General features: G+C 34.9%; 21 protein-coding genes and 1 tRNA gene. 18 read left to right on the forward strand and 4 right to left on the reverse strand.

Features of this window, described 5'->3' with window-relative positions; translation table 11 throughout:
• The first annotated feature begins 2 nt into the window (after positions 1 to 2).
• The 10 genes from CGC58_RS07075 (at position 3) to CGC58_RS07115 (ending at position 8,214) form a co-directional block, all read left to right on the forward strand.
• The gene (locus CGC58_RS07075) at positions 3 to 797 is read left to right on the forward strand and encodes an IS5 family transposase (RefSeq protein WP_095894635.1); all 795 of its coding nucleotides are present in this window, start codon (positions 3 to 5) and stop codon (positions 795 to 797) included.
• 294 nt (positions 798 to 1,091) lie between these two features.
• A complete protein-coding gene (locus CGC58_RS07080) occupies positions 1,092 to 1,523 on the forward strand; it encodes a hypothetical protein (RefSeq protein ID WP_232748806.1) in 432 nt (143 codons plus the stop codon).
• A 417-nt stretch (positions 1,524 to 1,940) separates the two neighbouring features.
• Positions 1,941 to 2,129, forward strand: coding sequence for a hypothetical protein (locus CGC58_RS07085; RefSeq protein ID WP_095896088.1), 189 nt, complete (start codon positions 1,941 to 1,943; stop codon positions 2,127 to 2,129).
• A 2-nt stretch (positions 2,130 to 2,131) separates the two neighbouring features.
• Positions 2,132 to 2,641 carry a hypothetical protein gene (locus tag CGC58_RS07090; RefSeq protein ID WP_095896089.1) on the forward strand — a complete coding sequence of 170 codons (510 nt, stop codon included), beginning with the start codon at positions 2,132 to 2,134 and terminating at the stop codon, positions 2,639 to 2,641.
• Positions 2,642 to 2,668: 27 nt separating this feature from the next.
• Positions 2,669 to 3,175: a DUF2247 family protein gene (locus CGC58_RS07095; protein WP_095896090.1), complete on the forward strand. Its 507-nt coding sequence runs from the start codon at positions 2,669 to 2,671 to the stop codon at positions 3,173 to 3,175.
• 223 nt (positions 3,176 to 3,398) lie between these two features.
• Positions 3,399 to 5,144, forward strand: coding sequence for an aspartate--tRNA ligase (aspS, locus tag CGC58_RS07100; RefSeq protein WP_095896091.1), 1,746 nt, complete (start codon positions 3,399 to 3,401; stop codon positions 5,142 to 5,144).
• Positions 5,141 to 5,722, forward strand: coding sequence for a hypothetical protein (locus tag CGC58_RS07105; RefSeq protein WP_095896092.1), 582 nt, complete (start codon positions 5,141 to 5,143; stop codon positions 5,720 to 5,722). Before aspS ends, CGC58_RS07105 begins: the two co-directional genes overlap by 4 nt.
• 74 nt (positions 5,723 to 5,796) lie before the next feature.
• Positions 5,797 to 5,940, forward strand: coding sequence for a hypothetical protein (locus tag CGC58_RS12625; protein WP_157909229.1), 144 nt, complete (start codon positions 5,797 to 5,799; stop codon positions 5,938 to 5,940).
• Positions 5,941 to 6,699: 759 nt separating this feature from the next.
• Complete coding sequence (locus CGC58_RS07110) at positions 6,700 to 7,461, forward strand: DUF6261 family protein (RefSeq protein ID WP_095896093.1); 762 nt, start codon at positions 6,700 to 6,702, stop codon at positions 7,459 to 7,461.
• Positions 7,462 to 7,521: 60 nt separating this feature from the next.
• Positions 7,522 to 8,214 carry a thioredoxin family protein gene (locus tag CGC58_RS07115; protein WP_095896094.1) on the forward strand — a complete coding sequence of 231 codons (693 nt, stop codon included), beginning with the start codon at positions 7,522 to 7,524 and terminating at the stop codon, positions 8,212 to 8,214.
• Here CGC58_RS07115 and CGC58_RS07120 read toward each other — a convergent pair.
• Positions 8,211 to 9,005 carry an IS5 family transposase gene (locus CGC58_RS07120; protein ID WP_095894635.1) on the reverse strand — a complete coding sequence of 265 codons (795 nt, stop codon included), beginning with the start codon at positions 9,003 to 9,005 and terminating at the stop codon, positions 8,211 to 8,213. The two genes, CGC58_RS07115 and CGC58_RS07120, sit on opposite strands and share 4 nt — an antisense overlap.
• Before the next feature lie 112 nt (positions 9,006 to 9,117).
• Here CGC58_RS07120 and CGC58_RS07125 point away from each other — a divergent pair, with 112 nt between their 5' ends.
• From CGC58_RS07125 to glgP, 8 genes are all read left to right on the forward strand, one after another.
• The gene (locus tag CGC58_RS07125) at positions 9,118 to 9,738 is read left to right on the forward strand and encodes a hypothetical protein (RefSeq protein ID WP_095896095.1); all 621 of its coding nucleotides are present in this window, start codon (positions 9,118 to 9,120) and stop codon (positions 9,736 to 9,738) included.
• A gap of 228 nt (positions 9,739 to 9,966) precedes the next feature.
• On the forward strand, positions 9,967 to 10,530 hold the full coding sequence (locus CGC58_RS07130; RefSeq protein ID WP_373279396.1) for an RNA polymerase sigma factor: 564 nt from the start codon (positions 9,967 to 9,969) through the stop codon (positions 10,528 to 10,530).
• Positions 10,520 to 11,296, forward strand: coding sequence for a hypothetical protein (locus CGC58_RS07135; protein ID WP_095896096.1), 777 nt, complete (start codon positions 10,520 to 10,522; stop codon positions 11,294 to 11,296). Before CGC58_RS07130 ends, CGC58_RS07135 begins: the two co-directional genes overlap by 11 nt.
• Before the next feature lie 18 nt (positions 11,297 to 11,314).
• Entirely contained in the window at positions 11,315 to 12,541 is a 1,227-nt protein-coding gene (locus tag CGC58_RS07140) for a hypothetical protein (RefSeq protein ID WP_095896097.1), read from the forward strand.
• A gap of 150 nt (positions 12,542 to 12,691) precedes the next feature.
• The gene (gene dtd, locus CGC58_RS07145; RefSeq protein WP_095896098.1) at positions 12,692 to 13,144 is read left to right on the forward strand and encodes a D-aminoacyl-tRNA deacylase; all 453 of its coding nucleotides are present in this window, start codon (positions 12,692 to 12,694) and stop codon (positions 13,142 to 13,144) included.
• Positions 13,141 to 13,752, forward strand: coding sequence for a TatD family hydrolase (locus CGC58_RS07150; RefSeq protein WP_095896099.1), 612 nt, complete (start codon positions 13,141 to 13,143; stop codon positions 13,750 to 13,752). Before dtd ends, CGC58_RS07150 begins: the two co-directional genes overlap by 4 nt.
• Positions 13,753 to 13,868: 116 nt before the next feature.
• A tRNA-Phe gene (locus CGC58_RS07155) sits at positions 13,869 to 13,941 on the forward strand.
• 206 nt (positions 13,942 to 14,147) lie between these two features.
• Complete coding sequence (gene glgP, locus CGC58_RS07160) at positions 14,148 to 18,398, forward strand: alpha-glucan family phosphorylase (RefSeq protein ID WP_095896100.1); 4,251 nt, start codon at positions 14,148 to 14,150, stop codon at positions 18,396 to 18,398.
• Between the two features lie 75 nt (positions 18,399 to 18,473).
• Here the strand turns inward: glgP and CGC58_RS07165 are convergent, their stop codons facing one another.
• The 3 genes from CGC58_RS07165 to CGC58_RS07175 all read right to left on the reverse strand — a co-directional run bounded on the left by CGC58_RS07165 (position 18,474) and on the right by CGC58_RS07175 (position 23,975).
• Positions 18,474 to 19,070: an NAD(P)H-dependent oxidoreductase gene (locus tag CGC58_RS07165; RefSeq protein WP_095896101.1), complete on the reverse strand. Its 597-nt coding sequence runs from the start codon at positions 19,068 to 19,070 to the stop codon at positions 18,474 to 18,476.
• A 146-nt stretch (positions 19,071 to 19,216) separates the two neighbouring features.
• Positions 19,217 to 20,989, reverse strand: coding sequence for a RagB/SusD family nutrient uptake outer membrane protein (locus CGC58_RS07170; protein WP_095896102.1), 1,773 nt, complete (start codon positions 20,987 to 20,989; stop codon positions 19,217 to 19,219).
• 10 nt (positions 20,990 to 20,999) lie between these two features.
• Positions 21,000 to 23,975 (reverse strand): SusC/RagA family TonB-linked outer membrane protein, encoded by a 2,976-nt coding sequence (locus tag CGC58_RS07175; protein WP_095896103.1) that lies wholly within the window; start codon positions 23,973 to 23,975, stop codon positions 21,000 to 21,002.
• Positions 23,976 to 24,171 lie beyond the last annotated feature (196 nt).

Genomic DNA, 24,171 nt, shown 5'->3' on the forward strand with positions numbered 1-24,171 from the left:
CTTTGAGCAAAGATATAATAAAAAAATGGATTATTTCCCATTTGAGTATTGGAAAAAGAGGATTTAAAACAAAATTTGATTTATCATTAATTTTTCTTCTGATAGTCAAACGATTAAAAACAGGTTGCCAGTGGAGGGAACTTCCGGTAGAAGTGTATTTTAAAGACCAAAAAATAAGCTATCAAACAGTCTATTATTATTTCAATAAATGGAGTAAAGATGGTAGTTTTAAGCGAATTTGGCTTAATTTGTTGCTTGAGAATCGGAGAAAATTAGATTTATCAAGCGTCCAACTTGATGGTAGTCATACTCGATGTCGAATGGGAGGACAATCTGTTGGTTATCAGTTAAGAAAAAAGTCAAAGACCACGAATTCTATCTTTCTGTGTGATAATTTGGGGCAAATTTTAGCAATGGGTAGTCCAAAATCCGGTAATCATCACGATTTGAATAATATAGACTTTGTTTTAAAAGAGATTTTGAATCTTTTGGAGGAAGCGAAAATAGAGCATAAAGGCTTGTTTGTCAATGCAGATGCAGGTTTTGATAGCCGAGACTTAAAAAGTTTTTTACAGGAAAAAGAAATAATACCTAATATCAAACAAAATCCCAGAAATGGACAAAATGAAAATATTTATTTTGACGAAGAATTATATAAAAATCGGTTTAAAATAGAGAGAAGTTTTGCGTGGCTTGATGGTTTTAAAGGATTGATTATAAGATATGAAACCCTAAACACAACTTGGATGGCTATGTTGTATCTAGGGATTATACTAACATTTATTCGAAAAGTTTAAACAAGTTTATAAAATAAAAAAGTAACCAAAATAGGCTACAACAGCTTTACGTCAAGTAGGAAACATATTAGAGAGTGTAAGTGATGCAATGCTAATCCTAATTCTAGAAGTAAAATCCTATGGCTGGAGGATTTAAAGATGCTCTATTTTTTCAAATGGAAGACATATTATTGTCACACGTTCCGATGGAACAATGATTACTACTCTTAAGAATACTATGGGTAATAAATATTTTAATAAAGCCACAACTATATGGACACGATAACTAAACTTAAATGCTATAAAATATGCAATGTGATAGAAGTAACACTAGAAGAAATACTTTTAGAGTTGTATATTAACATTGAATATTTGGGTAAGAAAAAGGCTTTAAAAATAGCAATCTCAGATGATGGAGAAACGATTTTATTTTCAGAAACCAAGCATTGGATAGAGACAAAAGACTTGGATAGTGAAATTTATTCAATAAAGAAAATTGATAAAGAAGAATCAAAATTAGGGAGGCTGTTAGGGAAAAGAATTTTAGATATTCAATTTGGCATCGGGAAGGAATCTAATGGAGAAAATGTTATTTATTATGTAATGATAAAAACAGACGATAATAATTGTTTATTTTTTAATAATGGAGATGAAGGAAAGTACGTTTTTGATGAAATAGAAGCTATATTAGCAGATAATATCTATCAATATAGGTGGGAAAGAATCCCGCCTAGTATTACAATATGATAGTATTGATAAAATATTTGAGTTATGAAAAAGTTATACATTCTTGTAATTTGGAGCTTTCTGATACAATCTTGTGCATTGATAACTTCTCACCAATCGTTTCAATCGGAAAGAAGTACAAAAACTTCTTTTGATAATAAAAAAAGTATTTAAAGGTTTTTCAAAAATATTAATTTTTTTCGAAGATGGAACTTTTTTATCAATTAAATATAATGGTAATATTGATGAATATGTTAAAAATAAAAAGCATAAAATGTATAATTATTTTGATGATGATAAATTTATTTAGGGAGTATATGTAGTTGATAATAAAATTGTTATAATAGAAAGCTTAAAAAAGTACATCAATGGGGATTTTTGAACGCTTTTCGTTGGAAAGGAAAGATAGAAGGAGATATTTTATGTATATATGCAAATATGAAAGTAGATAAAAATCAACAGAGATATCTTACTTTCGAGGAAGGAGAAAGATTTAACAATCGCAAAGATGCTTCTAATCAAATTTCTAAAATAGAGAGTAAAAAAGCGTGGGGTAATTCTGTTAGGGGTGAGCACCTGTCAAACCTTCTCCTACTTGGTAGAAATAATAAATATAAGTTTTTGTAAATATGACACTTAACCAATATAACATCCTAATTGATAATTTTGCTGAAATTTACGTCGATTATAAATTGGGATACATTTCTGGAAAGGAAATCATAGAACTGTCCAAAAAAGGAATGATTAAAAAATCGGACGAATTAAGAAATTATTTTTTGGAAGATGCTTATTTGAAGTCTGAAAATCAATTTATTGAACAAATAATTTCGTTTTGTAATGAAGATAACAATCCTTGTGATGAAAAAGATGATGTATTTGATATTCCTGACGAATATTTTAGAATATGGGAATTGGATTCTTTACTAACCATTCATCAAATGAATATTTCAGAAGAAGAAAAACTTGATAAGGTTTATGAGGCGTTTTATAGTCTTAATTTTCCTAATAGATGGGCGTTGAATAAAATCATAAGGTATTCAATTAAAACGGAAAATATTTTATATAGCGATGCGGAATTAATAAAAAATCTTGAAAATTATATCGAAAAGGAGTTGTGTTTTTTCTTGGGTAGAAAATAGTTTTTAAAAAAATTATTTGATGTTGTTATGAAAATATTCGAAAGAGATTTTATTCTTAAAGATTGGAATGCAGTTTGCGTAGGTTTAGGAAAGGGTTGGATAACAATAGAACAGGTTATTATTTTTTGTAAAGAGGGAAAGATTCTTTGTTCAGATGACCAATTAGCAGATGCTTATGTATTAGCAGATTCATATAGTGAAGAAGCTCTCAATGAATTTGTGCAAAATATGGGTGTGGATGCCGAAAATGTAAACATTGAAGAAGATTGTTATTTGTTTTGGGCAGTAGCGTTTTTAATGGATATAATAGCGTCAGATGATAGTAAAATGTCCAAATTGGATAAAGTAAGTTTTTTGTATATGGATTTTAATTATCCGCAATCGTGGTCTGATTTTATTTATTATATGCCTGTAAGAGAAGGGGCTCCGAGTGGAATAGATGCATTGTATAACAATATGATTACCTATACAGAAAACTCAATTAAGCATTTATTAGATAGAGGTATTTTATTGAAGAATTTAATTTTACAATAAGTGGCAATACTCTCACGATGACCTTGGTAGAGCAAGATAATAATATAACAATTACTACAGTTACAACATATAAGAAAAGATAGTTAAAACAATAAATTCTGAAATGAATCCTCAGCAGTATGTATTATTGTTGGGGATTTTTTCTTTGTTATAAAAACGAAATCTTGCTTTTTGAATTCTTAATTTTTCACTACATTTGCAATCGTAAAACAAATCTCTAAAAATGTACAGAACACATACTTGCGGCGAGCTTCGCCTGACGGACGTAAATAAAGAAATCACTCTCAGCGGTTGGGTACAGCGTACTCGAAATAAAGGATTTATGATTTGGGTAGATGTCCGTGACCGTTACGGAATCACGCAGCTCATTTTTGACGAACAACGCACTGACAAAAATGTTTTTCAGCAAGCCGAAGCCCTATCACGGGAAGACGTCATTCAGGTAAGGGGAAAAGTTATTGAACGCGAGTCCAAAAATAAAAATATTCCCACAGGTGAAGTGGAAATTTTGGTTACCGAACTTTCCGTGCTTAATAAATCGGAACTTCCTCCTTTCACCATTGAAGATAACACGGACGGCGGGGAAGATATCCGTATGAAATACAGATATTTGGATATTCGTCGCACACCTGTTCGTAATAATTTGATTTTCCGCCACGAGGTAGCGATGCAGGTTCGCAATTATCTTTCTGCAAAGGGCTTTATTGAGGTAGAAACTCCCGTACTTATCAAATCAACACCCGAAGGAGCACGCGATTTTGTGGTGCCGTCACGTATGAACGAGGGAGAGTTTTACGCACTTCCGCAGTCGCCACAAACCTTCAAGCAACTCTTGATGGTTGGCGGGCTGGACAAATATTTTCAGATAGTAAAATGCTTCCGCGATGAGGATTTACGTGCTGACAGACAGCCGGAATTCACCCAAATTGACTGTGAAATGTCCTTCGTGGAGCAAGAAGACATCATAAATACCTTCGAAGGACTTACAAAACACCTTTTGAAGGAAGTAAAAGGCGTTTCGGTAGAAAAATTCCCACGAATGACTTACGCCGAAGCGATGAAAACATACGGAAACGACAAACCGGATATCCGTTTCGGGATGAAATTCGGTGAGCTTAACGATATTGCTCAACACAAAGACTTTAAAGTATTTAACGAAGCGGAATTGGTGGTCGGGATTGCCGTTCCGGGAGCTAACAGCTACACACGCAAGGAGATTGACGCCCTAATCGAATGGGTAAAACGCCCGCAAGTGGGTGCATCAGGAATGGTGTATGTTAAATGCAACGAAGATGGCAGCTTCAAATCGTCTGTGGATAAATTCTACACGGAAGAAGACCTCAAAAAATGGGCAGAACGTACCGAAGCCAAGGCAGGCGACCTGATTTGTATCCTCTCCGGAAAAGCGGACAAGGTGCGTGGGCAACTTTCAGCCTTGCGTATGGAACTTGCTGAGCGTTTGGGCTTACGCAAAGCGGACGAATTTGCTCCGTTATGGGTGGTAGATTTCCCATTGTTGGAGTTCAATGAAGAAGAGAACCGATTTTTTGCAATGCACCATCCGTTTACATCTCCAAAACCCGAAGATATTCCGCTGCTTGACACCAATCCGGGGGCAGTACGAGCAAATGCATACGATTTGGTGCTGAACGGAAACGAAATAGGGGGAGGTTCTATCCGAATTTTTGATAAAGAACTTCAATCCAAAATGTTTGAGTTATTGGGCTTCACGCCTGAGCAAGCAGAGGCACAATTTGGCTTCTTGATGAATGCCTTTAAATACGGAGCACCGCCACACGGAGGCTTAGCTTTCGGTTTTGATAGGTTGGTAGCCATTTTGGGAGGACAAGAAACCATCCGTGACTTTATAGCCTTCCCGAAAAACAACTCGGGTCGGGATGTGATGATTGACGCACCGTCGCCAATTGACCCGGCACAGCTTGATGAATTGCATATCAGGTTAAAATGAAAAAATACTTTTTAATTTTAGCAATATTAATTTCATCTCAATGTTTAGGGCAGGACGATAAATGTTTAGTACGAGATAATATCGGCATAAAATTTTTTGGTTTGAGTTTTCATCCGTTGGGAGAGAGGCAGAATGCTCATCTAATGCCTAATAAATTAGACAAAAATGCTTATTTTGTTCTGAATTTGGGAGCGATTATTTCTGCTGAAAAATTTGTTTATGAGAATATAAGTATAAAATTTGCACAAGGGATTTATGCCGATTGTGCAGTTCGGTTTGGCGGATTTTCGCATATCGGTATTCGCTTTAAAATTTTTGAAATACAGAAACATAAATTATCAGGTGGTGTAGGTCCCACTTTGGTATTTCGTAAGAATTGGCAAAAATTAGAGGGCTATCATAATCCGAACGTATTTAAAGGAGGCAAAGACAGTCAGTGGCAATATTTGTTTTTGTGGTATGGCGGAGAATTTGAATACAAATATGCTTTGAATGAGCGATTTGACTTAACGACGTCCTTTGTACCTGGTTATCCTGATTTGATGAGCTTATCCTTTGGAGTAAATTATAATTTATAAATGTTCTTAGAAAAATTACCTTTTCAAGAAGTCTATATTCAATCTACAAGGATAACTTTTTCGGTTTTGATAGGTTGGTAGCCATTTTGGGAGGACAAGAAACCATCCGTGATTTTATAGCCTTCCCGAAAAACAACTCCGGACGCGATGTGATGATTGATGCACCCTCGCCAATTGACCCGGCACAGCTTGATGAATTGCATATCAGGCTGAAATAACAAAGAAAAGATTTCGGCTATTTTATAGCCAAGCTTTCATAGCGTAATGCTATACTCATATGATTTAGGTTGTTGCTGTCGTAGGGATACGGCAGCAACTTTTATTTTTACGATAAGGCAAAATAGGCAATAGTACACGATTTTCGATATGTAAAATTACAATTTTGATTACAAAAAAGTCTTCAGAAAGTTTCCGTATTATAATAATAGTGCTATTTCTGTGATTTTAAAAAAGATTTCGGCTTGTTGTAGATACATTTTTTGATGTATAAAAAAGTATTAAATATGTCGTAGTTGTAATTTTTCAATATCTAAAAATATTTTAGTCTGTCGTAGTTGTATTTTGGGTTGAATTAGTTTTTGCTTATGTTGTCGTAGTAGTATTTTATTAAGCTATAAAAATATTTTAGTCTGTCGTAGTGGTATTTTGGGTTGAAATAATTTTGATTTACGTTATCGTATAGGTATTTTATCAAGCTATAAAAATATTTTAGTCTGTCGTAGTGGTATTTTGAGTTGAAATAATTTTGATTTACATTATCGTAGAGGTATTTTTATTATAAAAAATCTGAAATGAAGGAAGATAGAAACTTATTGTTGTTTATATTACTTTTTTAGATTTTTTCTTAAATATTTTATAAATAGTTTTCTTTCTGAAATATATTTTCATACATTTGTGGAGTAGATATTTCAATTTGAGGATTGAAAGTGTATAATTATAGTGTCTATTTTAATATTCTAATGTTTAAGAAGAAAATTATGGAAAAGATAAACTTACAAAAATTAGAAGTATCGCGTTTGCAAAATGCGGAGTTCGGACAATTACTGACCCGATTGTTTGAAGATATTACCAAATCAGGGATTAATTTATCCGAAGATGAGGCAGTAAAAAGAGTTCTGGAAGATTTGAAAGACCGTTTGAATACGTACGACAAAGCGTTAGAGCAAACCTACTATAATGAGGAGTCTAAAAATTTGGCTCAGCTGGATAAAGTACGTGATGAGGATATGAAAGCCTTGCGTGCAAGTATTAAACCTTACCGAGCGGCAAAGACAGAAGCCCAGAAAAATGCGTATCACAACCTGTCGATGTTATTAGCAAGCTACAAAGGTATTGAAACGCAAGCGTATGAAATACAAACCAAGCGTCTGGCAACATTATTATCCTTGTTGAAGTCTGAAAAATATGCTAATGATGTTTCCGTATTAAAAATTTTATCTTTTGTTGAAGAGTTGGAAAAATCAAGTGCGGAATTTGATGCCGTTTTTGCAAATCGCTCACATAAAAACCTTGAAAAAACAACCTACAATATCAGGGCATTAAGAAAAGAGATGTCAGATAACTACCGCAAGGTTTGTAACTATATTTTTACATCGGCAGAAATACGCAAATCAGATTTCCATATAAAAGCATTGGACGTAATTAACAACAGCAGAAAGTATTTTTCAGATGTGTTATCACGAAGAAATGCTCCACGTAAAGGTAACGAAAACAGTGGAATGGGAAAAATGGAGTCGTGATAATTAAAATAACTTAAAAAATATTTTTAAAAAAGATTAATTTTGTATTATTGAATTTTTATGAATATAAAAGGTAAGTTTTTATTAGTTACACTATATTTGGTAAGTGCATATGTTTACCCACAAAAGGTTATTGAAAAATTTTGGGATAATCATTCATTGATATTGGGAACAATTGAAAAGATAATATTAACAGATAGTACCACTGTTTTTCATTTTATAAAAACAGCAAGGGAAGAAGAGGATACTTTTAAGCTACCTGAAAATCTTTTTATCTGGACAGAGTTAGATTCCTTACAATATGGATTACAAAAGGTAGAAGGAATTACTTATGATGAAATCCCGATGGAAAAAGGAAAACAAATTAAGTATCAATTATTTTTCGAACCATTACCAGAGACAAGTAAATCAGTTCAACTTGCCTATTATGAAGATAAAAATACCATAAAAGGATTTAAAAGAATAATTAGAGAAATTTCAGGCATAAATTCTTTGCAAAAATCGGATGATATTTCAGAATCAGAGTCGATATTTTCAAAGCTTTCTTTTGAAAAAGCATTAAAAAAAGCAAAAGAAGAGGATAAAAAAATATTGCTTTTCTTTTATGATACTTATTTTTCCGATTATAAAGTATTTGAAGATTGTATTTTTATTAATAAAGATGTAAAAGCAAAGCTTCAGGAAAAGTACATCGTGTTAAAAATGAATACAAACAGAAAGGAGGCAAACCTTTTAGATAAAAAACTTGTTTAAACTTTTCGAATAAATGTTAGTATAATCCCTAGATACAACATAGCCATCCAAGTTGTGTTTAGGGTTTCATATCTTATAATCAATCCTTTAAAACCATCAAGCCACGCAAAACTTCTCTCTATTTTAAACCGATTTTTATATAATTCTTCGTCAAAATAAATATTTTCATTTTGTCCATTTCTGGGATTTTGTTTGATATTAGGTATTATTTCTTTTTCCTGTAAAAAACTTTTTAAGTCTCGGCTATCAAAACCTGCATCTGCATTGACAAACAAGCCTTTATGCTCTATTTTCGCTTCCTCCAAAAGATTCAAAATCTCTTTTAAAACAAAGTCTATATTATTCAAATCGTGATGATTACCGGATTTTGGACTACCCATTGCTAAAATTTGCCCCAAATTATCACACAGAAAGATAGAATTCGTGGTCTTTGACTTTTTTCTTAACTGATAACCAACAGATTGTCCTCCCATTCGACATCGAGTATGACTACCATCAAGTTGGACGCTTGATAAATCTAATTTTCTCCGATTCTCAAGCAACAAATTAAGCCAAATTCGCTTAAAACTACCATCTTTACTCCATTTATTGAAATAATAATAGACTGTTTGATAGCTTATTTTTTGGTCTTTAAAATACACTTCTACCGGAAGTTCCCTCCACTGGCAACCTGTTTTTAATCGTTTGACTATCAGAAGAAAAATTAATGATAAATCAAATTTTGTTTTAAATCCTCTTTTTCCAATACTCAAATGGGAAATAATCCATTTTTTTATTATATCTTTGCTCAAAGTTCCTTGATTTTCATTTTGTTATGCAAAACAAAAATGCTAAAAATTCTTGGAACTTTTAATTTTCCTCTTAAAAAGTTTAGACAGGTTTAAAGTTTACCCAGGAAGAGGTATGCGAAAACTAATTATTTTATCATCCGATGGGACTTTGATTAATAATTATTCAGGAGATATAAAGGTAAAGGACTTTTTAAGATTTATTGAACTTGAAAAATTACAGGAAGAGAAGATATTTAAAACGTCTCACTCTAAAATGCTTTGGTTTCGTTTAGGAGCCAGAGTTATGTTAATGAATAGCTATATTTCAGATTATTCATCAAGAATGCGGACTTCTGTTTCATCGGATATTTATTTATCAACTACGTTTAATGGTTGGTATTTTTTTCGAACAGGGCTTGGATTTTCATCAAAAGGAAGTTGCGATACTCCAATTAATTACTTGAAAATGCCTTTGGAGTTTGGTGTAGCCCTTCATAAAGGATATTTATTTGATTCGCCATTTACTTTACGTGTTGTGGGAGGACCTTATTACTCTTTACGCGTTAATAAAAGCAATTTGGGTATCGCAAAAAGTGATTATGGTTTTCGTTTTGCATTAGCTCCAAACATAGGAGAACATAGTGAGTTGTCCTTATCGTTGTATTATGATTATGGTGTAAAGGATTTGTTTAAAAACATAAAAGGTTTTCAGCGTAATCATTCTTTTGGAATTGGTATAAGCTTAACAATGTAGTATTTTACCTTTAAAATATATTTAAAGTTGTAATGTAATTTAATTTTTTCATTGATGAGAAAAGGGTTGTCTCTGTTTTAGGGACAACCTTTTTTGTAAAAAGATGAATTTTTTCCAACCTTAGTATTATTTTTTTCGTTTATAGTTGCAAAGAGCCTTTCAGAAGGGCAAAATAAGTTTATAAAGAAATGAAATAAGAAAGAAAGCAAATAGAATTACTTAGCAGGAATGTCAAAAAGTATAAAAATAAAAACAGATAAGAAGTATCTCATTGAAAGAGCCAAGCAAAACGACCGTTTAGCACAAAAGGAACTTTATGAAGCGTATGCGTCATCTCTGTTAAGCGTGTGCCGTTTGTACATCAATGATTTACATTTTGCTGAAGATGTTCTGTTAAAAGCTTTCTTCAAAATTTTCACACATTTGAAGGATTACAAAGAACAAGAGCATCTGTATGCTTGGATGCGACGCATCACGGTAAATGAATGCATTGATTTTTTGAGAAGCAAAACCCAAAAGGTAGTTTATTCGGACTGGGAAAATTCCTACGATGACACAGAAGAAATATCCAGCGAGCAATTATTTGAGCAAGAATACTTGCAGGCATTTATCGACGAACTACCATCGGGTTGCAAAATGGTCTTCAACTTATACGTATTTGAAGATTATAGCCATAAGGAAATTGCAGAAGAATTAGGTATCTCGGAAGGGACATCCAAATCGCAATTGGCATACAGCAAGAAGTTATTGAAAGAAAAACTCACCAACAAAAAATATAATTATGCAAAATGATTGGAAAAATAATATAAAAGATACATTTGAAAATAGAGAGATTGAGGCTACGCCGGAGTTATGGAATCAGTTGGAATCCCAATTGGATAACCATTATACAAGAAACAAAAATCGGAAACAGTCGCACTATATTGTTTTATCAGTAGCAGCATCTTTTTTAACAACAATAATACTGTACAATCAACATTTCTTTAATCAGAAAAACCCAACAAAGGGATATGTAATTGTGAAAAATAATTCAGAATCCTTGAAAAGGAATCCCGCTGAGGATTTTCAATTTAAAAATATTCAGGAAAATACTTCCGAAACGGTTATTGAAAATTCAATTGCTTTGGAAAAGAACTACACTAAGAATAACAAATATGTAGTCAATGAGGAAGAGCCTCCCAATCGGGATAAATTGAAAGAAATATCGGAAGATGAAATCATTTCGGATTCGGAAAAATATGTAGATGAGGTTCTGGGTGACTTTTCTTCCGAGAATATATTTCTGGCACTTCAAGAAGATGTTCTCTTTGAGCAACGTGTTGATAGTATCTTCCAAGCGATGTACTTTACTAATATCAATCCTGATGAATTGCTATTGGTTGCATCATCGGAAGCCAAGCTGAATAAGTATATAGAAGAAAATTTGGATACCGAAAAGATACTTTCAGATATTGAGAAGTCTGATTTTAAGTACAGAGCTCGTTTGTTTTTTGACAGAGTCAATGATGAATACGACAAATTAAGGATAGCATTTCATCATATGAAAAAGAATAACTAATTTTTAAATATACAGTTTATGAGAATATTACATAGTATTTTATTTATCTTCCTGCTTTTTCCGGGAACGATTGTTGGGCAAGATGATTATGATAAGAAAATCCGAGAATCAAAAGAAAGGATAGATTCTATCATCAGCAAAGAAAGAAAATTACTTACCGAGAAGATTATAGTAATCGACAGAATGGTTAAGAATAAAGAAATATCCGAATACACCGCCAACAAAATGAAAAGAGACCTTTCTTCACAAACAAAAGACAGTATTCAGAACAAAATCAAGAAAGAAAGGAACAAAATTATAGTCCTGCTAAAAGAAAAGAGAGAGGTGCAGAAAAAAGTTATCGAGGAAAAGTTAGCAAAACAGGATTCTATTTACAAATATAACAATACTAATCTTGAAAGAGAGCTTGAAATGGCAGTGAAAAAGCTGGATTCATTATTTGCCACCGAATCGGAGGCTCCTGTTGATGTGATTTCAGATGATAGCGATAGTAAATATCAAGATGGTGTTAATAACGGAATTCAGGATATAAATATTTTGGGTTTGGTAAGGATAACCAAAAATGGAGGAGAGGAAGAAAGGACAGAAATTAATATATTTCCAACTCCCAAAAGGTCAAAACGTACCATTTCAGGCTCGCACATAGCTTTAGGATTCCATACACTGAACAGTGCGGGGAACTTCGGAAGTGATAAATTCAAAGTTTGGGGATCAAAATCCTTCGAAATAGGTGGAGGCAGAAGTACAAGGATATTCAAAAACAGTGAATTACTTCGTGTTAACTATGGCTACTCCTTTATGTTCAATAAATTAAAAATGAAAGGTGATGATTACTTTGTAAATAAAGATGGAGTAACTTCAATACAGCCATATCCTTTTGATACGTATAAGTCTAAGTTTCGGGCAACCTATTTAATACTTCCGGTTAGCTTGGAATTAAATCTGGGAGGGTATTATGACTACAAAGAAAGAGAGTACAACAGAGGATTCCGATTGGGTATAGGTGCATATGTGGGCGGATTATTAACAGGCAAGCAGAAAGTAAAGTATTACAACGAAAACGGAAAAAGAAGCAAGGATGTTAGCTATAACAAATTAAGCACCAATGATTGGGTGTACGGATTGTCGGCACATATTGGTTATAGAAATAAAGCTATTTATGCAAAATATAGTCTTGTTCCGCTTTTCAGAAATAATCCGGTAAATGAATACCCGCTTTCTTTCGGTATTCGTTGGGGATTATAGCAAGATGGTGTTTACAAATTATATAATTTATGTCAGAAGAGGAATAAATGTTCCTCTTCTTTTTTGTTTTCAGAAATTGTTAAGCTAACGGAAAAGAATTATTTTTGTCACTGAAAATAATTGAATCAAAAAAGTAAGTAAGAAATACAGATGAGAGTAGTAATACAACGTGTATCGGAGGCTTCTGTGGTGATTGAAAATAAAATAGCGTCAAAAATTAACAAAGGATTGTTGATTTTAGTTGGCATAGAGGAAGCTGACACGGAAGAAGATGTGAAATGGCTTTCGGCAAAGGTGGCAAGTCTCCGCATTTTTGATGATGAAAATGGCGTGATGAATTTATCTGTCAAAGATATCGATGGCGAAGTTATTGTAGTTTCGCAATTTACCTTGCACGCTTCTACTAAAAAAGGAAACAGACCAAGTTACATCAAAGCAGCCAAGCCCGATATTTCAGTGCCCTTGTACGAGGGGTTTGTAAGGCAGTTACAAAATGATTTGGGCAAAGAAATAGGCACGGGAGAGTTCGGAGCAGATATGAAAGTGAATTTATGCAACGATGGTCCCGTAACGATTATCATAGACACCAAAAATAGAGAATGAAATTTTTAGATGTACATTCGCACAAGCAGAAATCTTCCTACGATACCATCGTTATAAAGAATGAATATCCGCTTACAGCCCAAACCGATGATTTGTTCTCTGTTGGGATTCATCCTTGGTTTCTGGAGGATTGGCACAAACAGTGGGAAACGCTTGTTAATGTAGCCAAACATCCTAATTGTGTTGCCATTGGCGAATGTGGCTTGGACAAAAACGTCTCAGAAAGCTTGGAATTGCAAGAAATCATCTTTGAAAAGCATATACAATTGTCAGAGACGCTGAAAAAGCCTCTCATCATCCATTGCGTAAAAGCATACAGCGAATTGATAGCCTTAAAAAAGAAATTCCAACCGCATCAAATCTGGATTTTACACGGATTTAATAAAAACCAATCTGTGGCAGAGATGCTTCTGCAGAAAGGAATATGTCTTTCTTTCGGGAAAGAATTGCTTACAAACGAGAAATTACAAAATGTATTCAGGACAATTCCTGAAGGAAGTTATTTTTTTGAAACAGATGATTCGGATATCAATATTTCAGAAATATACAAAAAAGCACAAGAGCTAAAAGGAGAGATTAAAATTTTTACAGAAAAACTATTTTTATAATGATTTGATAATCAGTAATTGTTTTTGTTTTTGAAGAAAAATTGTACAAATTTGCAAGATTTATTTTGTTAGTTTGAAAAAAGTTTCTATATTTGCACTCGCAAAGCAAAACAACTGGTACCTTAGCTCAGTTGGTAGAGCAAAGGACTGAAAATCCTTGTGTCCCTGGTTCGATTCCTGGAGGTACCACGAGATCTTCTTCATAGAGGAAATTTTTCATATTTTTAAGGATTAGGAATTGCGAAAACCACAGCTTAGGCTGTGGTTTTTGTTTTTGGGCAAAAAAGATTAATTTTTTTCCTCTTTTTTTGCAGAGAAGAGAATATTAATTCGTACTTTTACCTCTTGAAAAAATTGTAAAAAAGATAGTTAATAATAGCAACAACGTATTTTAAATTATGCCAACAAAGAAAGTAACATTAAACCCTGATTATGTTTTTGAAACAAGTTGGGAAGTGTGTAACAAAGTGGGTGGTATTCATACTGTTATTTCAACCAAAGCGTTGAGTATCACCAAGAAATTCAAAAATAAATATATTCTCATTGGTCCGGATGTGTGGCAACATACCGAAAGTAAAGAATTTGTTGAGAATAAGGAATTATTCAAATCGTGGAAAATAAAAGCAGAAAGTGAAGGTTTGCGCGTTCGTGTAGGAAATTGGAATATTCCGGGCAATCCGATAGTAATTTTGGTTGATTTTGCACGATACATCAGCAACAAAAATGAAATTTTACGCTACTACTGGGATACTTACAAGTTAGATTCACTCAACAGTTCGTGGGATTACATCGAATCAGTGCTTTTCGGGTATGCTTCTGCAAAGGTTATAGAAAGTTTTGTGAAATTCAATACTGCTTCACGTGAGAATGTTCTTTGTCATTTCCACGAGTGGATGACAGGAAGTGGAGTGCTTTATATTGAGGACAAAATGCCAAAAATTGGCTCTGTTTTCACCACGCACGCAACGGTAGTTGGTCGTTCAATTGCAGGAAATGGTTATCCGCTTTATGACAATATGAAGGGCTATAATCCTGAAGAAATGGCGTACCGATTTGGCGTTCAGCACAAGCATTTCTTGGAGAAAGCTGCTGCAAAAACAGCTGATACCTTTACCACTGTTAGTGAGCTTACAGCCAATGAAGCATTACATTTCTTAGGCAGAAAAACGGATATCATTACTCCGAATGGTTTTGAAGATTCTATCGTTCCGACGGCGAAAGCCTTTGATAAGAAACGCAAAGAGGCTAAAAAACAGCTTCATAAGGTAGCACAGGCACTCGTGGGGCATTCTGTCAGTGAGGATACAAAAATCGTAGCAATTAGCGGAAGATATGAATTCCGAAATAAAGGAATTGATGCTTTTATCGATTCGTTAGGGGCATTAAACCGAAATACAAAAAACAAGAAAGAATTACTTGCTTTCGTTCTGATTCCGACAGCTCACGAAGCCGTAAATGCAGGATTATTGCATAATTTGGAAAATCCGCAACAAGCGAAGGAAAACGAACAAAAACATCTTACGCATTATTTGTCAGACACTTACAATGACCAAATTTTACGAAGAATTCACGAGCAACAGCTTTTCAACCGTAAGGAAGATAAGGTGAAAGTTATTTTCTGCCCAAGTTATTTGAATGGAAATGATGGTGTGTTCAACTTGTCTTACTACGATTTGCTTATCGGGATAGACGGAACAGTTTTCCCTTCATATTACGAACCTTGGGGTTACACACCTTTGGAAAGTTTGGCTTTCAAAGTGCCAACCATAACTACTTCATTAGCAGGATTTGGAAAATGGGTAGAACAATATTATCCTGAAAAACAGAATGCTATTGAAGTTATTTCACGCAATGACGGAAATTATGGAGATATAGTAGCAGAAGTTACTAAAAATATCATTTCGCTTTTGCAAATGAAAGATGAAGATTTTGATGCTTTGCGTGAAACGGCTAAAAAAGTTTCGGAAATAGCGTTGTGGAAAAATTTAAGTCAGCATTATTTGAAAAGCTACGAACTTACATTGACAAGCATTGAGGATAGAATCATCAACCTACCAAACATCGATACGGAAGGTTCTTCGGCTTTAGAAAAAAGCAAAATGGTTAATACTCCTGTGTGGCGTAACATTATCATTCACAGAGCTATACCAAAAGCATTGCAACCACTTGAAGAACTTGCTAAAAACTTATGGTGGTGCTGGAATAATGAGGCTTCGGAATTGTTCTATAGCATTGACCCGGTGAAATGGATTGATTCACGCAAAAACCCAATTGCGTTACTTGACACAATTTCACTTTCTCGATACAAAGAGCTTGAAAATGATACTGTTTTTATGAAAAAATTGTCAAAAGTGTATGATGATTTTCAGCACTATATGGCAAAAAAAGTAGAAATGGAAAGTCCTTCTGTGGCTTATTTTAGTATGGAGTATGGTTTGCATTCTTCGTTAAAAATTTACTCAGGAGGATTAGGAATTCTGGCAGGAGATTACTTGAAGGAAGCCAGTGACAAAGCTACAAAAATAACAGGTGTCGGCTTGTTATACCGCTACGGATATTTCACGCAAAAATTATCTTCTGCAGGAAATCAAGAGGCTGATTATGAGGCACAAGACTTTTCAAAAATTCCTGTAACTCCTGTAACTGAGCCTAATGGAAAATGGTTGATTGTATCCGTTGATTTGCCTCAACGAACGCTCTATGCACGAGTTTGGCGTGTGGATGTAGGTAGAATAGAATTGTACTTATTAGATACTGATTTTGAAGACAATAGAGAAGATGACCGATTCGTAACGCATCACTTGTACGGTGGCGATTGGGAAAATCGTTTGAAGCAAGAAATGCTTTTAGGCTTGGGAGGAATCAAAATGTTGCGTAAATTGGGCATTGATGCTGATGTGTATCACTGTAATGAAGGACACGCGGCGTTTATTGGTTTAGAGCGACTTAGCGAATACATCCAAAATGATAATTTGTCATTCTCTGAGGCGATGGAAGTGGTACGTGCATCATCGTTATTTACTACTCACACACCAGTTCCTGCAGGGCACGACTTCTTTGAAGAAGGAATGCTACGTGCTTATATTGAGAACTATACAGAAAAATTGCACGTGAATTGGGAACAAATTCTGGCTTTGGGTAAAATTGATTTATACAACCCAAGAGAGAAATTCTCAATGAGTAATTTGGCAGCGAATCTTTCTCAGGAAGTAAACGGAGTGAGCTGGCTACACGGAGAGGTAAGCCGAGATATCTTCAAATATTTGTGGCCTGGATATATGCCTGAGGAATTGCATATCAGCTATGTGACTAATGGTGTACATAAACCAACGTGGACAGCAGGCTTATGGAAAGAAATTGAAAATGAAGTGTTTGGAGAAGATTTCAAAACACATACGTATGACCCGAAAAGTTTTGAAGGAATCTACAAGGTTTCCGATAAACGCATTTGGGAAGTAAAAACCGAGTTACGTGCTAAACTTCTACGACGCGTGGAACAGAAGTTACGTTTAGAAAAAAACACGCCGTATTTCTCTCCAAAACAGCTAATTGAAATCAAGGAGAATTTACGTAAAGATATCCTGACAATCGGTTTTGCTCGTCGTTTTGCAACGTACAAACGAGCACATTTGTTATTCACAAACATCGAGCGATTGGATAAAATTGTGAATAATCCGGAACGTCCCGTACAGTTTATTTTTGCCGGAAAAGCTCACCCAGCCGATAAAGCAGGTCAAGATTTGATAAAACACATCGTTGAAATATCCAAATTACCACAATTCTTAGGAAAAATCCTTTTCATCCCGAATTATGATATGGAACTGGCTCGCCATATGGTTCAAGGTGTGGATGTATGGATGAATACGCCTACACGTCCGCAAGAGGCCTCAGGAACCAGTGGTGAAAAGGCTGCGATGAATGGTGTGATGCACTTCAGTGTACTTGACGGATGGTGGGTAGAAGGTTATCGTGAAGATGCCGGATGGGCATTGCCAATGGAACGTGCTTACGAAAGTCAAGAGTACCAAAATGAAATGGATGCCGAAACGATTTACAACATTATTGAAGATGAAATAGCTCCGGCTTTCTATGAAAAAGATAGAGACGGAATTTCGCAAAGATGGTGTTCTTTCATTAAAAATACAATTGCTAAAGTAGCTGTAAACTTTACAACTACAAGAATGTTAACGGATTACGAAAATCAGTTCTACTATCCGATGAGTGAGCGTGCGGCAAGTTTGAAAAAAGATAATTATGCTACAGCAATAGAAATTTCTGCTTGGAAACGTAAAGTAAGCCAAGAATGGGATAATATCAAAGTGGTTGAAGTGATAACACCGAATAAAAATAAACAACTTATTTCAATTGGTAAAAATTACAGAGGAGAAATCACTTTGGATATAGGAGACTTGAAAGTCAGTGACATAGGTGTAGAATTAGTTATTGCCAAGGAAGATAAGGACGGACGCATAAAAGTGGTAGATAAGAAAGAATTTACTGCTGTTTCACAAGAAGGAAGCAAAGGCGTTTATGTACTTGAAGTAGTTACGGATTATCCTGGTTCGTTGCAATTAGCAGTACGAATTTTCCCTAAAAATGACTTACTGCCTCATCGTCAGGATTTTGCTTTGGTTAAATGGTTGTAAAAGATTTGTTTCTTTACATAACAAAAAGGAGTTAGAATTTTTCTAACTCCTTTTTTATTTGTCATTTTTAAGATTTTATAATTCAAAAATGATTTCCTCCAAAGGTAAACGTGATTTAGGATTTTTGCTGGGTTGATTGCTATCGTTTGGGTCGCGATAACCGATTGCCACAGCGAAAAGTGTTTTATAACCGTCTTGCTTTAAGATTTCGTCATATTTCTCTAACTGGATTCCTTCCATAGGAGTACTGTCGATATCCATTGATGCACAAGCACTTAAAAAATAACCCAACGAAATATATACCTGACGATGCAACCATTTCTTTATGGCTTCTTCACCTTTAGGCTTTACATTCTGAAAGTAGTAATTGATTTGACCTTCAAGTAAATACTTCTGGATTTGACTTTCAAATTTCTCAAGATTATCAAATCCTAAGAAAACAACCAAATGGCTTGCATTGTTGATTTTTGGTTCGTTAAAGAAAGAAACTTTTGCTAATTCTTGTTTTTTATTTTCGTCAGATACAAAAATGAATCGCCAAGGTTGCGAATTTATGGAAGATGGTGCTAAACGTAGAATTTCTTTCAGATTTTCTATTTTTTCCTCAGAAATTTTTTTGCCTTGATAAACTTTTGTGGTGTATCTATTTTTTGCTAAATCTAAAAAGTTCATATTATTTGGTTTGTATGTTTATTTTATTGAGCTACAAAGATAGTATTAATTTTTGTGATTACAGATAAAAAAAGATAAACAGTAAAGAAATACTCCTCTACTGTTTATCTTTATGAAAGTATAAAATTATTCTTTACAAAAAGAAATTATTTAGTTGGATTTTGTGTCAATGTGCCTGGGTATGAGTTTATTGCTGTTTGTGGTATATAATAAACAACACGATAATCACTTGCTGAAATATCAGTTAAAGCATCGTGAGGTCCGGGGTAATGACGTGTAAGTGATTTTCCGTTTCTGAACACATCGTAACTACGTTCAGCTTGGAAAGCCAATTCCAATTGTCTTTCCTTATCTATCAACTCACTGGCGTTTGAAGCATTTAACACTGGGTAACCTCCGCCCACGATAGAACGTTCACGAATTTTATTTAAATCGATTAGAGCTTCTCCGTAACGACCTAATTTGGCATAAGCTTCAGCTCGGTTGAGGTAAATTTCTCCTAATCGGGAAATTACAGGTGAATGCAAATGTGAATCCTCTCCCTCACGAGAGCATTTTGCTATGTAAAACATCGGATAAGCACGATTTAGCTTCATCAAATCATCGATAACTCCTTGGCAAACTTCATTGTTGTAATTAATGCTGTAAATACCTTCTTGAGCATTTACCGTAGTAAGTGTAAATGAAGTGGTTACATCACCAACTTTAACAGTACAAGTTGGAGTTTTTAGGCGGTCATTTTCGTAATCGTAATCAACAGCGGCTTGTGTGTAACCATAGCCTGTTTGTTTTCCTTGTTTGTCGAAAGTTTTATGAATGAAACGGAAAACTTTTTGTTTAAATACTTCTTCTTTTCCGTTTATCGTAACTTTTACCGAAGGAGCTACATATTGAGGCTCAATAAAGCTTGCTCTGGCATCAACGATTTTGTTTTTTGCCCAGTCGTTGCGTCCTGTTTCGTTAAGCAGGTCAATGTACTTGGCACTGGCGTACATTTCTCCCCAACCCATTCCACCGATGTTAGCGTACATTCCGCCAATACCGTAGTAGTGGTCGTAACCAGAAAATTCGGTCGCAACTCTTTTTACTACAAAGATTGATTCTTTGTTGTTTTCTGGTGTTAATGTATTGTATTTCATAAAAGTTTGACGATCAAGCAAAGTATATTTTCCTGAATCAATGACTTTAGTTGCATAATCAGCAGATAGTTGAGCGTAATTTGTATTTGGAGCTTCATAAGTCCCTGACATATAAAGATATACTCTCGATAAAAGAGCCTGAGCAGCCTCTTTTGAAGCATAGGCATTTCCTCTTTGACGAGTGATTAACTCTTCTGCTTTTAACAAATCTTTGATGGCTTGTTCATAAGTTTCTTTTACAGAAGAACGATCAGGCAAGCTCAAATTTACCAAATCCTCAGGAGTTCCGTTAACAATAGGCACGCCTAAATTTGTTTCAGGTGATTGAAAATAAGGGCGTCCGTAAGCTCTTGAAAGATAGAAATACATCATTCCTCTCAAGAAATAACATTCTCCCAATTTACTTTTAGTTTCTGCTGAAGCTGTTTCTTCAGGGATTAACTTGATGATATTTGATGCTTGTGCGATTACCTTGTAACCATTGTCCCAAAACGATTGAAGACGACCATTGTTTGGCGTTCGTGAATATGAAATAAACTCATAAAAAGAGTCAGTTGAGCTACCACGAATCATCATATTATCACCCGCGTACTCTCCACAACGGTGCATTACGTCCGACCAGCCTTTCATTTGTGCATAACAACCGTTAAGCAGTCCATCAAGTGAGCTGTCAGGGTCTCCTGTTATTTTCTCTGAAGGCATACTTCCGTGAGGAAATCTATCAATGTCACAGGAGGATAGCCCTATAAAAACTATAAGTATGTATATTATATTCTTCATAATGTTTATTTTAAAAATTAGCAGTTATTCCAAAGATGAATTTACGTGTTGCAGGATAAATTGACGGACCAGCAGAATTAAGAGCATTACCTCCAATGCTTGGTATCTCTGGGTCAACACCTGAGTAATCCGAAATAAAGAACAGATTCTCTCCTGTAAGAGAAAAATGTAATTTAGGTAATTTATATTGAGAAAGATCAAGATTGTAACCAATTGAAAGAGATCGAAGTTTCAAGTAACTTCCATCTTCTAAGAAACGGGAAGAAACTTTATTTGAATTACTTTTGTTCTCATATAAGGCTCTGGGGTGTGTAGCATCATCGCCAGGTTTCTCCCATCTTGACCAGCCTTTTTTGAGTTTCATTTGGTTTCTGTCAGTATAAGTTCCGTCAGAGTCATATTCTGTTCGGGAATAGTTATAAATTTTTCCTCCATATGAAAAACCAAAATTAGCACTCAAATTGAAGTTTTTATAAGTTAACGAAGTTCCAAATCCTCCGAAGAAATCAGGAGTAGCATTGTCTAAAGCTACTTGATTGGCTTCGGCATAGTTAGAAGTTGTTTCACGAACTTCATTACCATTGGCATCTGTTACCGTTTTATACCACAAAGGAGCTCCCGTTTGTTTGTCTACACCTGCCCATTCTCTCATATAGAATGTATCAGCATCTAATCCTGGTTTTAGTATTTTATCAGTTGAGCCGGCAATTCCCAAACCATCACGAATGATAATTTCTTCCTTATCTCCATATAATCGTTTAACTTCATTGGTGTTTTTTCCTATGTTTACATCCAAATACCATTGAAAATTATCATTCTTGATAATTGATGCCCCTAATGTAGCTTCGAATCCTTCATTTGAAAGAGCTGCTACGTTACGCCATATAGAAGTAACACCTGTAAGCCCTGAAACTGGAACAGGATATAACACATTATCAATGTCTTTGTTATAATAATCAAATGTGAAAGATATTCTGTCAAAGAGGGTAACATCTAATCCCAAACCTGTGGTTACTGTACTTTCCCAAGTTAAATCTTTATTTCCCACTTGTGATATCAAAGCACCAGGCGTTTGATTATAACTTGCTCCTGTTGAAACAGCGTACAAATCGTATTGCGGGTATAAAATATTAGGACGGCTACCCACAGTTCCGTATGAAGCACGAAGTTTAAGTGCATTTACCCATTTTGGAGCAAACCAATTTTCGCGATGTATGTTCCAGCTTCCGCTCACTGAATAGAAAGTACCATACTTGGCATTTGTACCAAAGTTAGAAGCCCCGTCACGACGTAAAGAACCTTCCAAAACATAGCGATTGTCGTAACTATACACAGCTCTTGACAGAAGTGATTGAACTGCCCATTCAGAAATTCCTCCTTTAGTTTTTTCAGGTTTGGTAACTATATCAAGCACTGAAAAACCAGGAACAATGCCTGTACCTGCCACTGAGAGCGATTTCCCCCAATAGTCATTATACTCATATGCCACTAAGGCATTTACTGAATGTTTGTCAAATGACCTGTCAAATTTCAAAATTTGGTTTGTATAACGACGAATGATATTGTCCTGTGATTCTGACACACGCCCCTTTACGCTTTCTCCTCCTGAAGAACGAGGGTCAGCATAGCCAGTAGAAAAACTTCCTATATACTTATAGTTATTTACTGAAGAGAAAGTAAGCCAATCGTTTATTTTGATATCAAAATCCAATCCTCCCATTGCTTGGAATAGCTTGCTTTTACCCCAATTCCATTGTAAATCATACAAATAGTTTGTTGAGTTGCTATTAACCCAAAGTGATGAGCGGTGAGGAACGATATTTCCATCTTTGTCGTAAGGACTGTCCCAAGGTAAATTTGAATACATCGCCCCTACTGAATGTTGCCTGTCGTCAGTAGTACGAACTGTACCAGAAATATTTGGTTTGATGGTAAGCCATTTAAAAGGTTGATAATCTGCTTTCGCACGGAAATCATATTTTGTATAATCAAGCCCTTTTACAGCTCCTTTTTCATCGTAAAATCCGAAGGAGAAATACGAACGAAGCGTTTCGGAACCACCACTGATAGAAGCACTATAGTCGCGTACAATTCCCATTGTAGTTGCTTCCTTCCACCAGTCAAAATTACTATTGCGAAGTTCAGGATTCCAACGAGGGAATTTAATGTTTGAAACGTTTGAAAACGAATTGAAATAATCGTACAACTCTGCTCCGTTCATTACTTCCAAGTTTCCATTTGTAAGTGAGCTGATTCCTTGTCTGAGAGATATTTGCGATTGTAATTTCCCTTCCTTAGCTTTTTTGGTTGTAATCAAGATAACTCCATTGGCTCCTTGTGAACCATAAATTGCGGTAGAAGCAGCGTCTTTCAAAATGGTCATAGACTCAATGTCAGAAGGATTTAAAGCTCCTGCACTTGACCCGACAATCACCCCGTCAATTACCCAAAGAGGTGCTGTGCTTCCGTTTAAGGTCGACTTCCCACGAATGATAACGGCTCCGGTTTCTCCAGGACGCCCTGAACCGGGAGCAACAAACACTCCGGAAACCTTTCCGTTAAGCATATTCTCCACAGAAGGTGTGGTAACATCTGCCAGCTTTTCCTTTTTAACGGTTTGTAAAGCTCCTGTTAAGCTTTCTTTTTTCTGAGTACCATAACCGATAACCACAACATCTTCAAGTTGTTGAGCGTCTTCCAAAAGAACAACATTTATAGTCGTTGATTTGCCTGTTGTTGTTACTTTTTTGGTTTGCGTTTGAAATCCGATGAAGCTAAATTCAAGTATGTCGCCTTGTTTGGCTTCTATTTCATAATTTCCATCAAAATCAGAACTAACTCCGTGTGTACTCCCTTTTACCAAAATGCTGGCTCCTGGAAGTGGACTGTTGGTGTCATCAGTAACTTTTCCGGTTACTTTTACTTGTGCTGACAGTGGCAACACCAAAAGCATCAGCACAAATAATGCGGCTAATTTTCTGTACATATCAAATTGTTTTGAATTAATTTACTAATTGTGAAGAACATTTGCTCTTTTTCGTAACAAAGGTATTTAGAAAAATAGGAGTTGTTAACGAACCACAAATTTATAAGTTTTTTACAAAAAAGCTAAACAAATGTAAAAAATATTTAATTTTTTTCTTTCAGAAAATATTGAGAAGTTATTAGTATCTTTGTGGCTT

It is taken from the genome of Capnocytophaga stomatis (genome assembly GCF_002302635.1).
In the GTDB taxonomy this organism is placed as follows: Bacteria; Bacteroidota; Bacteroidia; order Flavobacteriales; family Flavobacteriaceae; genus Capnocytophaga; species Capnocytophaga stomatis.